This is a genomic window from Glycocaulis sp., from assembly GCF_050485565.1.
GTDB lineage: Bacteria > Pseudomonadota > Alphaproteobacteria > Caulobacterales > Maricaulaceae > Glycocaulis.
In genome coordinates this window covers 333,035-347,860 of the sequence record NZ_JBJHBQ010000002.1, presented here as the reverse complement: position 1 = coordinate 347,860, position 14,826 = coordinate 333,035, and the positions used below count along the sequence as shown (strand labels likewise).

Genomic DNA, 14,826 nt, shown 5'->3' with positions numbered 1-14,826 from the left:
CGCACCAGACCGGGGTGACGTCCATGCTCCGGGGTGAGCAGCTCCACAATGGCGCTGGTCTCGCCGTAATTGCGCACAGCGATGATGCGGCCTGTGTCAGTCCATTCCATGGGGGCCGTCTTTGACGCTTTTTACGCCCGTCATCGTTCTTGGCAGAGCCCCACCCATCAACAGCGTTTTCCCGGCGGAAGCCGGGATCCAGAAAAAGTCTGGGCACCGGCTTTCGCCGGTGAAACGCCAGTCAATGGCCGAATGAGGAAGTCTACTCACGCATCAAACTCCAGGCCGAGGGCGGAATAGCGCGCGCGCTCCTCGCTCCAGCCTGGACGGACCTTCACGTGCAGGAAGAGGTGAACCTCGCGCTCCAGATCGGCAGAGAGCTCCTTGCGGGCCAGCTCGCCAATGGTTTTGAGCGTCTGGCCGCCCTTGCCGATGACCATCGGCTTGTGGCCTTCGCGCTCGACATAAATGGTTTGCTCGATACGCACCGAGCCATCCTTGCGGTCCTGCCAGCTATCGGTCTCCACCGTGAGGCCATAGGGCAGCTCGTCATGCACGCGCAGGAAGAGTTTTTCGCGGGTGATCTCGGCAGCGAGCAGGCGCATGGGCAGATCGGCAATCTGGTCCTCATCATAGAAGAACTCGCCTTCGGGCATCAGCGCGACCAGGCGCGCGGCGAGGTCCTTCACGCCGCTGCCATTGCTCGCAGAGACCATGAAGACCTCGCTGTAAGCACCTGTTTCATGGAGACTTTGCGCCAGCGCGAGAAGTTCGTCCCGCTTGATGAGATCAATCTTGTTGAGCGCCAGAATGGCCGTGCGATTGGCGTTTTTTAGCCCTTCGATCACGCGGCGCGTGTCTTCATCGGCGCGCGCATCTTGCCCGCCTGTCCGGCCCTTCAGCACGCGCGATGCGGCAGCCGCATCGACGACATGGACGATGGCATCGGCCTCGTCTGCCCCGGCCCAGGCCGCTTTCACCATCGCCCGGTCGAGGCGGCGGCGCGGCGCGAACACGCCGGGCGTATCGACCAGCACGACCTGCGTGCGGTCCTTCATCATCACGCCGCGTATCTGGAAGCGCGTGGTCTGCACCTTGTGGGTGACGATGGAGACCTTCTGGCCGACCAGCGCGTTCACTAGGCTGGATTTGCCCGCATTGGGCGCACCCATCACGGCGACAAAGCCTGCGCGGGTGGTGTCCTTACTGGTCATGGGCGTGTTCCCGTTTGAGCATGGCGTCTGCGGCGGCGCGCTGCGCGGCCTGTTTGGTCGCGCCTTCACCCATAGCAGGTTCCAGCCCGTCTATCGTCACTTCCACCGTGAAATGCGGGCGATGGTCCGGCCCTTTGCGCGATACCAGCTGATAGGCTGGCGCTGGCAGGCTATTGCGCGCCGCCCATTCCTGCAGATAGGATTTCGCGTCCTTGGTCTGGCGGGTGAGCTGGGCCAGCTCCTCCTCCCACGCGGCGGCGAAAAAGGTACGTGCGGCCGGCAGCCCGCCATCAAGATAGATAGCACCGATCAACGCCTCGCAGGCATCACCGAGGATGGATTCCTTGTCGCGTCCACCCAGACGTTCTTCGCCCGGCGACAGTAGCAACGCCTCCCCCAGCCCCAGTGAGCGGGCCACGCGCGCGCATGCGCCCTTGTTGACGAGCGCGTTCAGACGATGCGCCAGCCCGCCCTCGCTAAGCCCTTCAAACATGGCGTAGAGCTGCTCGGCGACCAGAAGCCCCAGCACGCGGTCTCCCAGAAACTCCATGCGTTCGTTGGAATCGGTGCGGCGGCGGCCATCGCCATGGCTCGCATGCGTCAGCGCGATTTCCAGCAGGCCGGGATCGGTGAATTTGTAGCCGACAACCTCCTCAAGGCGCTTGATCCGGTTGGTCATGCGCCCGGCTCCGCCTTCGGGATCGCTTCCAGGATCGCGAATGCCTGCGCCCAGGGGTAATCATCGGTCAGGGTCAGGTGAACGGTGAAATCCATGCCTTCGGGCGTCAGCGCGCGCGCACGCTCCAGCGCCTTGCCCGAAAGGTTCATGGTCGGCTTGCCGCCTTTGAGGTTGATGACTTCCAGATCGCGCCAGATCACGCCCCGGTAAATGCCGGTACCCAGCGCCTTGGCGGTCGCTTCCTTGGCGGCAAAGCGTTTGGCATAGGTGTCCACCTCGCGCATGCGGCTTTCCGCCTTGGCGCGCTCGCCTGCGCTGAAAACCCGGTTCTTGAAGCGGTCGCCAAATCGCTCGATCGACCGCTCGATGCGGCGGATATCAATAATATCGGTGCCGATGCCGATTATCACGCGACCTTCTCCGCACGCGCTTCATCCATCAAGGCGCGCATGCGCTTCACGGCCGTCTCCAGCCCGGTGAAAATCGCCTCGCCGATGAGGAAATGGCCGATATTGAGCTCGGCCAGCTCCGGTATGGCCGCCACCGGCTTCACATTGTCAAAGGTCAGGCCATGACCGGCATGCGGTTCGATACCACGCCGGACGGCCTCTCTGGCCGCGTCCTGCAGGCGTTCCAGCTCACGCGCCACGCCCGCCTCATCGCCCTCCAGCCAGAGCTCGGCATAGCGCCCGGTGTGCAGCTCCACGACCGGCGCGCCCAGAACCTCGGCTACCGCAATCTGCACCGGGTCCGGCTCGATGAAGAGCGAGACACGGCAGCCAGCGTCTTTCAGGCGGCGTACAATCGGCGCAATCGTGTTGTGCAGGCCCGCCACGTCCAGCCCGCCCTCTGTCGTGCGCTCCTCGCGCTTTTCCGGCACCAGGCAGGCGGCATGGGGCTTAAAGCGCTCTGCGATCTCCGCCATCTCGTCGGTCGCGGCCATTTCCAGATTGATCGGCAGGCGCGTGGCCGAGCGGATAGCCTCCAGATCACCATCGCGGATATGACGCCGGTCTTCACGCAAATGGATGGTGATGCCGTCCGCGCCAGCGCTTTGCGCCACCGCCGCCGCACGCACCGGATCGGGATGCGTGCCACCGCGGGCATTCCTGATGGTCGCGACGTGATCGATATTGAGGCCCAGACGCAACATCTGCCTTACGCCTCCAGCCCCCGGCTACCGGGCTTGATAGCCGGAATGCGCTCCAGCTCCGGCGGCAACGCATCTTCGGCATAGGCCGGGAAGGCCACCGTCGCGAGCGCGATAAGCGGCACGCCGACATCGGCGCGTCCGCCAGAACGGTCCACGAGGCAGCATTCAGCCACCACTTTGGCACCGGTCTTCGATATCGCGTCGATACATTCACGCGAGGAGAGACCCGTCGTCACGATGTCCTCGACAACCAGTACGCGGTCAGCCGCCGTCAGCTGGAAGCCGCGGCGCAGGCGGAACTCGCCATCCTCGCGCTCGACGAACAGGAAAGGCAGGCCCAGCTGGCGCGCCGTTTCATAGCCCGGAATAATCCCGCCCAGCGCGGGCGAGACGATGGCCGTGATATTGTCCTGAACCTTCGCGCGCACCGCCTCGGCCATCGCCTTGCACAGCTTTTCGGTGCGGGCAGGCTCGCGGAAGACCAGCGCCTTTTGCAGAAAGACCGGGCTGCGCAGGCCCGATGACAGGATGAAATGGCCCTCCAGCAAGGCACCCGCCTCGCGGAACTCGTCCAGCACTTCGTCTGCGGTCATCATGTCCGGCCTCCCGATAAAACGCGGCGCTACTCGTAGCGGGCGCGCTCGGCACTGACTACCCGGTCACACGTCTTCAGTGCAGCGACGATATTGGACAGATGGCGCACGTCCACCACTTCGATATCGAACGCCATGTCGAAGAAATCGCGCGAGCGCGACAATGTCTTGATATTGGTGATGTTGCCACGTGCCTCACCAACCGCGCCGGCAATCTCGGCCAGCACGCCCGGCTCATTGCGCACCGTCGCCAGTACCCGGCCTACCGAAACAGCGTTCGAGCGCGCTTCAGGCGTCCATTTCAGGTCGATCCAGTTATCGCCGGAGGCCGGGTCTTCTTCCTCCAGCTCCGCCAGGCGTTCGCAGTCAATGACATGCACTTCAACGCCGCTACCTTCACGCAATATCCCGACAATCCGGTCACCGGGCAGCGGCGAGCAGCAGGCAGCAAAATGCAGCGACACGCCGGGCGTCAGACCACTGCCATGCACGTAGAGCGCGCCTTTCTCGTCGTCGATCAGCTCGCGCTGGCTCGGATCATTGGGGTTTTTCTCGCGCTGGCCGGGAAACACGGCGTCGAAAAGCTGGGTTGAGGTGATCTGGCCGCGCCCCAGCGCCTGGTAGAGTTCCGGCGCGGATTTCAGGTCGAGCCGGGCGAGCGCTTCACTCAACATGTTTTCCTTGAACGCCTTGCCCTCGCGCTGGAAGGCATGCTCGGCAATCACCTTGCCGAGCCGCTCAAACTCCTGCAGCTGGGTTTCGCGGATCAGCTTGCGGATCGCGGCCTTGGCGCGCCCTGTGACCACCAGGTCTTCCCACCCGGCGGGCGGCTGACGCACACCGCCCTTGATGATCTCCACCGTATCGCCATTGCGCAGGCGCGTTCTCAGCGGGCGCTCGCGTCCATTGATGCGCACGCCGACAGCGCCTGCCCCCAGCTCGGTATGGACCGCATAGGCAAAGTCCAGCGGCGTTGCACCCTGTGGCAGGGCAATCAGCTCGCCCTTGGGCGTGAAGGCGTAGACCTGGTCTGTGAGCATCTCCAGCTTGGCATGTTCCAGGAACTCGTCCGGATCACCGCCCTGCTCGAGGATCTCGACAAAGGCGCGCAGGCGGCTGAGCGGATCGCCGCCCGCCTCCCGCGCTGATTTGGGATCATAGCCGTACCGGCCGGCCTTGTAGCGCCAGTGTGCGGCCACGCCGGTCTCGGCTACCGCCTCCATCGCCTCGGTACGTATCTGCAGCTCCATGCGCACATTGTGCGGACCGACAATCGTGGTGTGCAGCGATCGGTAATTATTGGGCTTGGGTGTGGAGATATAGTCGTGGAAGCGCTCCGGCACCGAGCGCCAGTTCTGATGGATCACGCCCAGAGTCCGGTAGCATTCATCCGGCGTGTTCACGATCACGCGGAAGGCATAGATGTCGGCGATATCGTCAAACGAGGTCCCCTTGCGCTCCAGCTTGCGCCAGATCGAATAGGGCCGCTTCTCGCGTCCGAACACGCGGCAGTCTATGCCCGCCTCCTCCAGCCGCTGGGACAAGAGCGACGACATGGCAGCAATGGCAGAGGCGCGTGTGGTGCGCAGCGCGGCCAGCCGGCGGGTAATGGACTCGTAGGCATCGGGATTGATGTTGCGGAAAGCCAGGTCTTCCAGCTCCACGCAGATCCGGTTCACACCGATACGCCGGGCCAGCGGCGCGTAAATCTCCAGCGTTTCGCGGGCGATGCGTTCGCGCTTTTCCGGCTTGGGCATGAAATGCAGCGTGCGCATATTGTGCAGCCGGTCGCACAGCTTCACCAGCAGCACGCGGACATCATCGGTGATGGCCAGCACGAGTTTCTGGAAATTTTCGGCCTGACGGGTGCGCTTGTTGATCAGCTCCATCTGGCTGAGCTTGGTCTCGCCATCGACAAGCCGGGCGACATCATCGCCGAACAATTCTGTTATTTCTTCGAGCGTTGCATCCGTATCTTCAACTGTATCGTGAAGAAGGCCCGTGCAGACGGTTGCCACGTCAAGGTGCAGATCGGCCAGAAGCATCGCAACAGCCACCGTGTGCCCGTAATAGGGCTCACCCGAATGGCGTTTCTGATGGGAATGCTTGTCGCGCGAATACTCATAGGCGCGCCGGATAAGGTCTGCATCCGCATTGGGATGATAGGCCCTTACCCGCGCAATGAGCTCATCGGCGCTTGGGATACTTCCCGGCGCTTCGGCGGACGCGCTGAGCGCTACCCCGCCCAATGCTTACAAACGGCCGTCTGCCGGCCCGTCCCGATCGCTCTGCAGGGCGCGCAGCATGGCCGCCTCGTCCATTTCCGGAGCCGGAAGCGCGCGCGGAGCTTCAGCGGCGTCATGGCGCGCATCGTCCTCGTCTTCATCGGCGGGAATGACACGCTCCAGACCGGCAACCAGGCTTTCCGACAATGCGTCGAGATCCAGCTTTTCCTCGGCTACCTCGCGCAACGCCACAACCGGGTTCTTGTCGTTGTCCCGGTCAATCTGCAGCTGGGAACCGGCCGCGATATTGCGGGCGCGGTGCGCAGACAGAAGGACCAGCCGGAACCGGTTGGGGATTTTTTCGATGCAGTCTTCGACAGTAACGCGAGCCATGAGCGTGGACGCTCCCAATGCAAACAGGGGGTCGGGGGTAATAGCGAACCCTCCTGATACCTTAGTGCGGCTCCCGCTTCAAGCGCGGCGCTGCGCTGCACAAAGGTTCAGCTCTTAGCGGCAAACATGCCAAGGCGCGTCGTCGCTTCAACATCCGCGCGGGCAAGCGCCTCTGTAAGGGCGGCAATTCCCTCGCCCGTCTCGGGGTGAGTCCAGTCCGGCGCGATCTCGGCAAGGGGCAGCAGAACGAAGGCGCGCTGATGCGCGCGCGGATGTGGCAGGAGCGGCCCCTGCGCCTCACCGGCTACCAGGCCGTCAAAATCGATGATATCCAGATCAAGCGTGCGCGGCGCATTGCGCACGGCGCGCACCCGTCCGAACTGCGCCTCCACCTCATGCAGGCAGGCAAGCAACTCAGGCGGCGTCAGGCGCGTTTCAACTTCAGCCACAGCATTCACATAAGCCGGGTCTGCCGGATCCGGCCAGGCAGGCGACCGCCAGAGCGAGGAGCGCGCAACAAGCTGGACACCTTTGGCCTCAAGCGCATTTCCCGCCTCGCAGAGCAATGCGGCTGGCTGTATGCTGCCAAAGGCTTGGTTTGAGCCAAAAGCGATGTAGATACTCAAAACACTGCCTATTTCAGTTCGCGATAAGCCCCTTAAGGAGCCCCATGACATTCTATCCCAATGAGCGCATCGGCCTTTTTATCGACGGTGCCAACCTCTATTCCGCAGCCCGCGCCCTCGATTTTGACATCGACTACCGCAAGTTACTCGAAGAATTCAGGAAACGCGGCCGGCTGGTGCGGGCCAATTATTACACCGCCCTCCTGGAGAATGACGATTACACCCCTATCCGCCCCCTCGTCGACTGGCTGGATTATAACGGGTTCTCCATCGTCACGAAGGCGGCGCGCGAATATACCGACGAACATGGCCGCCGCCGCATCAAGGGCGATATGGATGTCGAGATAGCCGTCGATATCTTTGAGGCGGCTGGCTATCTCGACCATATCCTGCTGTTCTCCGGTGACGGTGATTTCCGCAAAGTGGTCGAGGCCGTGCAACGCAGAGGCGTACGCGTTTCGGTCGTGTCCACGCTGAAGTCCCAGCCGCCCATGATCGCCGACGATCTGCGCCGTCAGGCCGACAATTTCATCGAGCTGGCCGAGCTTGGCCGCCTTGTGGGCCGCGAGCGCCGCGCCCGTGAAGACTTCGTGCCCCCAACCACCGACAATGACGATGACGCATAGCGTGCCGGCCGAGCCGCAGCCCGCCTGCCCGCTCTGCCCGCGCCTTGTCGCCTACCGGCAGGAAAACGCCCGTCAGGAGCCGGACTGGTTCAATGGGGCCGTCCCCTCCTTCGGTGACGCCAACGCGCGCCTGCTGATCGTGGGGCTGGCACCGGGACGGACAGGAGCCAATCGCACCGCCCGGCCCTTCACCGGCGACTGGGCGGGCGATCTGCTCTACGCGACGATTGAGACCTATGGCTTCTCAAAAGGCACCTATAAGGCCGACCCAGCTGATGGCCTGACCCTGCACGACGCCATGATCACCAATGCCGTGCGCTGCGCTCCGCCGCAGAACAAGCCGGTGGGCGAGGAAATGGCCAATTGCCGGCCCTTCCTGGCCGCGCGCATCGCGGCCCTACCCAGGCTGAAAGTGATAATCGCGCTGGGGCGTATCGCGCATGAGAACACGCTGCGCGCGCTGGGCCATCGTCCAGCGGGTTTCAAGTTTGCCCACGGGGCAGAGCATGAGGTGAAAGGCCCGCAAGGCCCCCTCACCCTGATCGATAGCTATCACTGCTCACGCTACAACACGAACACGGGCCGGCTGACAGAGCCCATGTTCCATGCTGTGTTCGAGAAGGCCAAAGCGCGGCTTTAGCCGAAATCTTTCATCAGGCGGGCCTTGGAGCGGTTCCACTCACGCTCCTTGATGGTTTCGCGCTTGTCGATGGTCTTCTTGCCCTTGGCGAGGCCAATCAGGAGCTTGGCGAGACCCCGGTCGTTGAAATAGAGCCGCAAGGGGATGATGGTGCGTCCCTCGCGCTGCACCGCGCCGGCCAGTTGGGCCATCTGCTTCTTGTGGAGCAGCAGCTTGCGATGACGGCGCGGCTCGTGATTGAAGCGATTGCCGCCCTCGTAAGGGGGAAAATCGGCATTGATCAGGTAGAGCGCGCCATCGCGCTCCACGCTGACATAGGCTTCGGCAATATTCGCCCGTCCCTGACGCAGGGATTTCACCTCGGTGCCGACCAGCATCAGGCCAGCTTCCATCGTGTCCTCGATCTCGTAATCGAAGCGCGCACGCCGGTTGACGGCGATAAGCCCGTTATCGTCGCTCTTGCTCATATCAGCGACAACTCTTCCATCACCGACCTGATCCGCGCCTTCACCGCGTCGGGGCATTCCACCAGCGGCAGACGCACTTCGGCTGAGCACAGGCCCAGCAGGCTCGCGGCGTATTTCGCAGGTGACGGGCTGGAATAGGCGAACAACACCTCATGGAGCGGTTGCAGACGGTCATTAAGCGCGCGCGCCTCGTCCCAGCGCCTCTCCAGTGTTGCGTTCTGGAACGCCGCGCACAGGGCGGGTGCCACATTCGACGACACAGAAATCACGCCTACGCCGCCATGCGCGTTATAGCCCAGCGCGCTGCCATCTTCGCCGGAGAGCTGGATGAACTCAGCGCCGATGGCGCGGCGATGCTGCGTCACGCGGGCAATATCGCCCGTCGCGTCCTTCACCCCGATAATGTTCGGGTGCTTGGCGATGCGGGCCATGGTCTCAACCGAGACATCCACGATAGACCGCCCCGGCACATTGTAGATAAAGAGCGGAATTTCCACCGCGTCGGCGATGGCGAGATAATGCGCCGCCAGCCCCTCCTGCGAGGGCTTGTTGTAATAGGGCGCAGCGACCAGCACCGCATCCGCGCCCGCAGCCTTGGCAAAGCGCGCCAGCTCAATCGCGTGGGCGGTGTTGTTGGACCCTGCGCCAGCGATAACCGGCACCCGGCCTGCCGCCGTGGCAATAACGGTCTCCACGACATGACGGTGCTCGTCATCGCTCAGCGTGACGCACTCGCCCGTAGTGCCGACCGGCACCAGCCCATGGCTTCCCGCCTTTATCTGGTGCTCGACCACGCGTTTCAGCGCGGCGGTATCGACCTGGCCGTTGCTGAAAGGGGTGATGAGTGCCGTAAAAGAGCCGCGGAACATGGTTTGCATTGCCTTGTGAGAAGAGTGCGCCAGCGCAAATGGGCGCGGACCATATCGATTGCAACACCGCGCGCCAAGCCGCTGCAATCGCTGTGGACAGTGCGCGCGCGTTGGACGAGTCTGTAGATCTGCCTGCCGCCAGGAGTTTGCCCCCATGCTGTTGCGTGCCGCCCTGCTCGCCCTTTCAGTATCCATGCTGAGCGCGCCCGCCTTTGGCGATGCGCCGGTGCCGCGGCTCAAACCGCCCATGGCCAATCATTCGGCGATCCTGAATGATGCTGATTTCGACCTTTTGCGCCGGGGCTTGCGGGCGGCTGATGCAGGCGACTGGACCTTTGTGCGCGAGGCACGCTTCAACATTTCCCACCCGGTCGCGCAGAACCTCCTGCTCTGGCGGATTGCGTCGGCGGATGCGCGCGCGATCTTCTCCGAGCTGCATATGGCGCTGGAGGCGCTGGAGGGCTGGCCGCGCCAGGCGGCGATCCAGCGTGAGGCTGAATGGAAGCTCGCAGAAGCGGGCATGGGACCGGACCTGACCGCGGGCTGGTTTGCCCGGCGCGAACCCTTGACTGGCGAAGGCCGCATCGCCTGGGGCGAGGCGCTTATCGCCCTGGGCCGCGTTGACGAGGGCCGCGAGCAGATACGTGAGGCATGGCGGACCCAGTCCCTGCGCCAGACCCATCAGAGCCGCGTGCTGCGCGAGCATGGCAGCATTCTGACCGCCGCCGACCACGCCGAGCGCGTGGATTTCCTGCTCTGGGCCGGTCAGCGCAGCCTGGCCAGCGCCCTGCTGCCCCAGCTGGCGGCCGGTGAACGCCGCGTTGCCGATGCCCGTATCCGGTTGGCCGCGCGGGGCAGCGGTGTCGACGGCGCGGTAAATGCCGTACCGCCCAGCCTGCAGAATGATCCGGGCCTGGTGTTCGAGCGCACGCGCTGGCGGCGGCGGGCGGGCAATGCCGATGGCGCGCTGCAGCTGGCACTGGAGCTGCCGGATGCCCACACCAACACCGTTGCACTGGAATCGATGTGGACCGAACGCAAGCTGATCATCCTTGATCTGATGCGCTCCAACGATCACGCCACCGCCTACCGGCTGGCGGCTTCCAACGGCATGACATCTGGCGTGGCGTTTGCCGATGCGGAATTTCTGGCTGGCTGGCTGGCGCTGGTGCACCTGAACCAGCCCGAAGATGCTCTGGCCCATTTCAACCGGCTGGAAACGGGCGTCACCACGCCTGTATCGCTCGGGCGGGCCAAATACTGGCAAGGGCGCGCCGCAGAGGCCGCAGGCAATCCCCTGCTCGCCCGCGAACGCTTCATGGCCGCTGCCCAGCACGCCACCACCTATTACGGCCAGCTGGCCATTCTGGCGCTTGGCGGCGCGGCAGCCGAGCTCGACCTGCCCGCCGATCCGGTCATCACTGAGGCCGAGCGCGCCGCCTTCAATGAGCGCGAGCAGGTTCTGGCCTTACGCATGCTCGGCGAGCTGAACCAGACCTTCCTCTTCCGGACGTTCGCGGCCCATCTGGAGGGGCGCATGGAAACACCGGCAGAACAGGCCATGCTGGCCGATATCGCGCTGGACCATTTGCGCCTGCGCGAGTCTGTGCGCGCGGCCAAGGCTGGCCGCATGCAGGGCATGATACTGGCCGAACGCGCCTACCCGGTCATTGATGTGCCGTCCAATGCGCCGGTCATGGCCGACCCCTCCCTGACGCTGTCGGTCATCCGGCAGGAAACCGAATTTGATGCGCGCGCCGTCAGCGGCGCTGGTGCTCGCGGCATGATGCAGATGATGCCGGCCACCGCCCGCCAGACCGCCCGCCAGCTCGGCCTGCCGTACGAGTTTGAGTGGCTGACCGATGACCCCGACTACAATATGCGCCTTGGCATGGCCCATCTGCAGGAGGTGGTCGACAATTATGACGGCTCACTCGTCATGGCGTTGGCCGCCTATAATGCCGGCGGCGGGCGCGTGCGCCGCTGGGTGCAGGAATATGGCGATCCGCGCTATGGCGCGATTGATCCGATCGACTGGGTGGAGAGCCTGCCGTTTGCCGAAACGCGCAATTATGTGCAGCGCGTGATCGAGAATCTGCAGGTCTACCGCGCCCGCCGGGCCGGCCACACTGCTGTGCCGCTGGAGATCGAGCGCGACATGGTGGGAGCGGGTGCCGGCCTGCGCCGCATCCTGCCCCATCTCAGTGACGAGCAGCTGGCCGAGATCGAGGCCGCCGACGCCGCCGCCCGCGAAGAGCTGGGCATGGCACCACTACCGGATGCGGACGACGAGGATGGCGGGAGTTAGGTCTGGAGCAGATGCTGCCTTAACAGCGGCTCCACCCAGTCAAAGAAGGCCTGAAGCCGACGGGAGAGATGCTGACGGTGGGGGTATAGCAAAGCAACCGGCATAGGTTCCGCGCGATATCCCGGCATTACGTCGATCAGCTCACCGGCTTCCAGATGCTTCTGGATGTCGTAGGCGGGTACCTGAATCAAGCCCGACCCGGCGAGACAACACGCGATATAGGCCTCGGCACCGTTGACGGTGACGCGGCTGCGTACCGGCATGGTTCGCTGTTCTCCCTGCTCAACCCACTCCCACTCTTCCACCCGCCCGGTTGAGGGCGAGGCATAGTTCACGGCCCAATGTGCCCCCAGATCCTTTGGAGAGCGAGGCGTTCCGAAGCGTGCCAGGTAGGCGGGGCTGGCGACGTTGAGCAAGGGTAGCCTACCCAAAGGCCGCGCGATCAGACCGGAATCGCTGAGCGGACCCACACGAAGCACGCTGTCGACCGCATCCTCGACAAGGCTCACTGCCCGGTCGGTGACACCCAACTCGATGTCGATACCGGGATAGCGTTCGAGAAACTCCGGCAAGGCAGGCGCGATAATCAGCCGCCCGATCCGGCCGGGCACATCGACACGCAATCTGCCCGTCGGTTCACTCCCGGCCTTCCTGAACAGGTTTTCGGTATCCTCAACCTCGGCGATAACGCGCTGGCAGCGTGCGTAAAATGCCGTGCCATCATGAGTCACCGACACCTTCCTGGTCGTGCGATGTAGCAACCGCGCGCCGACGCGCCCTTCCAGCTCCTGAATGGCCGCCGAAACGGTAGAGCGCGGAATGCCGAGCGTGTCGGCAGCACGGGTGAAGCTGGCAGAATCCACAACCCGCACGAACACACGGAACAGATCGATACGATCCAAAAGACTCTCCGCCTATTGTTCGGGCATTTTGACAAGTGATGTCGAGCATCGCACCTTTATCCACAACAGGCAAACGATCACCTTCAAAAGGCAGAAGCGGCCAACAGCCCGGTCGCAAACCTGGAAGGAGACCAGCCAATGACCGATCACAGCATCAAAGGTAAAACTGTCATCATCGCCGGTGGCGCGAAAAACCTTGGCGGGCTTCTCGCCCGCGATCTCGCCGCTCACGGCGCCAAGGCGATCGCCATCCACTACAACAGCGATGCGGCGCGCGCGGACGCTGAGGCGACCGTTGCCGCCGTCAAGGATGCCGGCGCACAAGCAGCCGCTTTCCAGGCCGACCTGCGATCCGCGAAGGCCATGGAGTCGCTATTTGCGAACGTGGTTGCTGAGTTTGGCAGGCCGGATATCGCCATCAATACCGTCGGCAAGGTACTGAAGAAGCCCATCGCCGACATCTCGGAGGCCGAGTTCGACGAGATGAGCGTGGTGAACACCAAGAGCGCCTTCTTCTTCATCAAGGAGGCAGGCAAACACCTGAATGACAATGGCAAGCTGGTCACGCTGGTGTCATCGCTCCTGGGCGCTTTCACGCCCTTCTATTCCAGCTACGCCGGCACCAAAGCGGCTGTGGAGCACTTCACCCGCGCAGCAGCCAAGGAATACGGCGACCGGGGCATATCCGTGACGGCCATCGGCCCCGGCCCGATGGACACGCCCTTCTTCTACGGCCAGGAAACTGTTGAAGCGCAGGCTTACCATAAGACGGCAGCGGCGTTGTCCGGTTTCTCGAAAACGGGGCTTACCGACATCGAGGACATCGTCCCCTATATCCGCTTCATGGTTTCTGATGGCTGGTGGATGACGGGCCAGACCATCCTGGTCAATGGCGGCTACACCACAAAGTAGAACAGCACAGATGCGGACCCGGGCAGCCGTCATGCGGTGCCCGGGTCACCTGCATGAAGCGGCTGATGACAGGATCAGCCCCCTATCGCCTTTGCAAACACCGCCGCATCCACATTGCCACCCGTGGCGACAATCACGGTCGTCTTGCCCTTCGCGTCGATCTTCCCTGAAAGAAGGGCGGCGAGTGCGCACGCCCCGCCCGGCTCCAGCACGATTTTCAGATGCCGCCAGGCAAAGGCGACAGCAGCCATCGCCTCGGCATCGCTGACCACGCCGACGCCTTTCAGGCGAGGCTGGTTTATCGGGAAGGTCATCACGCCGGGCGCTTCCGACAAAAGCGCGTCCTGCAGAGAACCGGCCGTGCGGGCATTGCGCTCGCGCTGGCCGGAGGCAAGCGAGCGGGCATGATCATCAAAGCCTTCCGGCTCCGCGCCATAGACCGCGATGTCCGGCGCGCGTTCAGCCAGCGCCAGATTGATGCCCGCAATAAGCCCGCCGCCACCGACACAGCAGATGAGCTGATCTGCCGTTTCGCCGCGCTCTTCAAGCTGCTGGGTGATTTCCAGCCCGCACGTCCCCTGCCCGGCTATGACGCCAAAATGGTCAAAGGAGGGAATCAGCGTGGCGCCTGTCTCCTCGCATAGACGCCGGGAGATGGCTTCGCGGTCCTCGCGTGTGCGATCAAAGGTAATGACCCGGCCGCCCCTCGCCCGCACACCATCAGCCTTGATGGCGGGAGCGTCGGCGGGCATCACGATAGTGGCCGGAATGCCAAACAGCTTTGCCGCCTCGGCTATGCCTTGCGCGTGATTGCCGGAGGAGAAGGCGACCACGCCGCGCGCCCGGCCGGCTTGCGGGATCAGCGAGATCGCGTTGTACGCGCCGCGAAACTTGAACGAGCCGGTACGCTGCAGGCATTCGGCCTTTACCAGCACGCGCCCGCCGATAGCTTCGTCGAGCGCGGGGGACCATAGCAAGGGCGTTCTGACCGCCAGACCCTCAAGGCGCGCCGCAGCGGCCACGACATCACTGAAGCCGGGTAGATGCATGCTCTTTCCTCCGCGCAATGGCCGCCTGCTGCATCAGGGCCTTATCCGCTGAGGACGAGTTGCGCAAAAGGTATTGCATCGCAGCGCGGGCGCGCCTTTGATAACGCCAACTTCAAACAACGGGCCAGGCAGGCGGGCAAAATGCTCTGCCCTGTGAATGGCCGGTAACA

General features: G+C 63.6%; 17 protein-coding genes. 4 read left to right on the top strand and 13 right to left on the bottom strand.

What is annotated here, in order from left to right:
• The 9 genes from recO to folK form a co-directional block, all read right to left on the bottom strand.
• Positions 1-110 (bottom strand): DNA repair protein RecO (gene recO / locus ACQ5ID_RS03830; protein ID WP_429911155.1); only part of this gene is annotated, 110 nt, incomplete at its 3' end.
• A 156-nt stretch (positions 111-266) separates the two neighbouring features.
• The gene (era, locus tag ACQ5ID_RS03825; protein ID WP_429911148.1) at positions 267-1,214 is read right to left on the bottom strand and encodes a GTPase Era; all 948 of its coding nucleotides are present in this window, start codon (positions 1,212-1,214) and stop codon (positions 267-269) included.
• Positions 1,204-1,893, bottom strand: coding sequence for a ribonuclease III (gene rnc / locus ACQ5ID_RS03820; protein WP_429911147.1), 690 nt, complete (start codon positions 1,891-1,893; stop codon positions 1,204-1,206). Before rnc ends, era begins: the two co-directional genes overlap by 11 nt.
• Complete coding sequence (gene acpS / locus ACQ5ID_RS03815) at positions 1,890-2,303, bottom strand: holo-ACP synthase (protein WP_429911146.1); 414 nt, start codon at positions 2,301-2,303, stop codon at positions 1,890-1,892. The genes rnc and acpS overlap by 4 nt, the downstream gene beginning before the upstream one ends.
• Positions 2,300-3,046, bottom strand: coding sequence for a pyridoxine 5'-phosphate synthase (locus ACQ5ID_RS03810; protein ID WP_429911145.1), 747 nt, complete (start codon positions 3,044-3,046; stop codon positions 2,300-2,302). The genes acpS and ACQ5ID_RS03810 overlap by 4 nt, the downstream gene beginning before the upstream one ends.
• 5 nt (positions 3,047-3,051) lie before the next feature.
• A complete protein-coding gene (gene pyrE / locus ACQ5ID_RS03805; protein WP_429911154.1) occupies positions 3,052-3,639 on the bottom strand; it encodes an orotate phosphoribosyltransferase in 588 nt (195 codons plus the stop codon).
• A gap of 29 nt (positions 3,640-3,668) precedes the next feature.
• Entirely contained in the window at positions 3,669-5,888 is a 2,220-nt protein-coding gene (locus tag ACQ5ID_RS03800; protein ID WP_429911144.1) for a RelA/SpoT family protein, read from the bottom strand.
• A gap of 3 nt (positions 5,889-5,891) precedes the next feature.
• On the bottom strand, positions 5,892-6,257 hold the full coding sequence (rpoZ, locus tag ACQ5ID_RS03795; protein WP_429911143.1) for a DNA-directed RNA polymerase subunit omega: 366 nt from the start codon (positions 6,255-6,257) through the stop codon (positions 5,892-5,894).
• A 107-nt stretch (positions 6,258-6,364) separates the two neighbouring features.
• On the bottom strand, positions 6,365-6,883 hold the full coding sequence (folK, locus tag ACQ5ID_RS03790) for a 2-amino-4-hydroxy-6-hydroxymethyldihydropteridine diphosphokinase (RefSeq protein ID WP_429911142.1): 519 nt from the start codon (positions 6,881-6,883) through the stop codon (positions 6,365-6,367).
• A gap of 44 nt (positions 6,884-6,927) precedes the next feature.
• Between folK and ACQ5ID_RS03785 the strand changes: the two genes are divergently transcribed.
• Together ACQ5ID_RS03785 and ACQ5ID_RS03780 are read left to right on the top strand one after the other, a co-directional pair.
• A complete protein-coding gene (locus ACQ5ID_RS03785; protein ID WP_429911141.1) occupies positions 6,928-7,509 on the top strand; it encodes an NYN domain-containing protein in 582 nt (193 codons plus the stop codon).
• Positions 7,499-8,149 (top strand): uracil-DNA glycosylase, encoded by a 651-nt coding sequence (locus tag ACQ5ID_RS03780; protein ID WP_429911140.1) that lies wholly within the window; start codon positions 7,499-7,501, stop codon positions 8,147-8,149. Before ACQ5ID_RS03785 ends, ACQ5ID_RS03780 begins: the two co-directional genes overlap by 11 nt.
• On the opposite strand, the gene smpB is transcribed toward ACQ5ID_RS03780, so the two are convergent.
• Positions 8,146-8,616 carry an SsrA-binding protein SmpB gene (gene smpB, locus ACQ5ID_RS03775; RefSeq protein ID WP_371394603.1) on the bottom strand — a complete coding sequence of 157 codons (471 nt, stop codon included), beginning with the start codon at positions 8,614-8,616 and terminating at the stop codon, positions 8,146-8,148. The genes ACQ5ID_RS03780 and smpB overlap by 4 nt on opposite strands.
• Positions 8,613-9,485, bottom strand: a complete 873-nt coding sequence (gene dapA / locus ACQ5ID_RS03770; protein WP_429911139.1) for a 4-hydroxy-tetrahydrodipicolinate synthase — start codon at positions 9,483-9,485, stop codon at positions 8,613-8,615. Before dapA ends, smpB begins: the two co-directional genes overlap by 4 nt.
• A 154-nt stretch (positions 9,486-9,639) precedes the next feature.
• Here dapA and ACQ5ID_RS03765 point away from each other — a divergent pair, with 154 nt between their 5' ends.
• Positions 9,640-11,793, top strand: coding sequence for a transglycosylase SLT domain-containing protein (locus tag ACQ5ID_RS03765; RefSeq protein WP_429911138.1), 2,154 nt, complete (start codon positions 9,640-9,642; stop codon positions 11,791-11,793).
• Here ACQ5ID_RS03765 and ACQ5ID_RS03760 read toward each other — a convergent pair.
• The gene (locus ACQ5ID_RS03760; protein ID WP_429911137.1) at positions 11,790-12,695 is read right to left on the bottom strand and encodes a LysR family transcriptional regulator; all 906 of its coding nucleotides are present in this window, start codon (positions 12,693-12,695) and stop codon (positions 11,790-11,792) included. The two genes, ACQ5ID_RS03765 and ACQ5ID_RS03760, sit on opposite strands and share 4 nt — an antisense overlap.
• Before the next feature lie 138 nt (positions 12,696-12,833).
• On the opposite strand from ACQ5ID_RS03760, the gene ACQ5ID_RS03755 reads away from it, so the two are divergent.
• Positions 12,834-13,607 (top strand): SDR family oxidoreductase, encoded by a 774-nt coding sequence (locus tag ACQ5ID_RS03755; protein WP_429911136.1) that lies wholly within the window; start codon positions 12,834-12,836, stop codon positions 13,605-13,607.
• Positions 13,608-13,681: 74 nt separating this feature from the next.
• Here ACQ5ID_RS03755 and ACQ5ID_RS03750 read toward each other — a convergent pair whose 3' ends face one another.
• Positions 13,682-14,656 carry a threonine ammonia-lyase gene (locus ACQ5ID_RS03750; RefSeq protein WP_429911135.1) on the bottom strand — a complete coding sequence of 325 codons (975 nt, stop codon included), beginning with the start codon at positions 14,654-14,656 and terminating at the stop codon, positions 13,682-13,684.
• Between the last annotated feature and the right edge of the window lie 170 nt (positions 14,657-14,826).

What these genes read in the sequence shown, in the direction of transcription:
- era (WP_429911148.1), bottom strand. Translation starts at nt 1,214, where the DNA reads ATGACCAGTAAGGACACCACCCGCGCAGGCTTTGTCGCCGTGATGGGT.
- rnc (WP_429911147.1), bottom strand. Translation starts at nt 1,893, where the DNA reads ATGACCAACCGGATCAAGCGCCTTGAGGAGGTTGTCGGCTACAAATTC.
- ACQ5ID_RS03810 (WP_429911145.1), bottom strand. Translation starts at nt 3,046, where the DNA reads ATGTTGCGTCTGGGCCTCAATATCGATCACGTCGCGACCATCAGGAAT.
- pyrE (WP_429911154.1), bottom strand. Translation starts at nt 3,639, where the DNA reads ATGACCGCAGACGAAGTGCTGGACGAGTTCCGCGAGGCGGGTGCCTTG.
- rpoZ (WP_429911143.1), bottom strand. Translation starts at nt 6,257, where the DNA reads ATGGCTCGCGTTACTGTCGAAGACTGCATCGAAAAAATCCCCAACCGG.
- ACQ5ID_RS03785 (WP_429911141.1), top strand. Translation starts at nt 6,928, where the DNA reads ATGACATTCTATCCCAATGAGCGCATCGGCCTTTTTATCGACGGTGCC.
- ACQ5ID_RS03780 (WP_429911140.1), top strand. Translation starts at nt 7,499, where the DNA reads ATGACGCATAGCGTGCCGGCCGAGCCGCAGCCCGCCTGCCCGCTCTGC.
- smpB (WP_371394603.1), bottom strand. Translation starts at nt 8,616, where the DNA reads ATGAGCAAGAGCGACGATAACGGGCTTATCGCCGTCAACCGGCGTGCG.
- dapA (WP_429911139.1), bottom strand. Translation starts at nt 9,485, where the DNA reads ATGTTCCGCGGCTCTTTTACGGCACTCATCACCCCTTTCAGCAACGGC.
- ACQ5ID_RS03765 (WP_429911138.1), top strand. Translation starts at nt 9,640, where the DNA reads ATGCTGTTGCGTGCCGCCCTGCTCGCCCTTTCAGTATCCATGCTGAGC.
- ACQ5ID_RS03755 (WP_429911136.1), top strand. Translation starts at nt 12,834, where the DNA reads ATGACCGATCACAGCATCAAAGGTAAAACTGTCATCATCGCCGGTGGC.
- ACQ5ID_RS03750 (WP_429911135.1), bottom strand. Translation starts at nt 14,656, where the DNA reads ATGCATCTACCCGGCTTCAGTGATGTCGTGGCCGCTGCGGCGCGCCTT.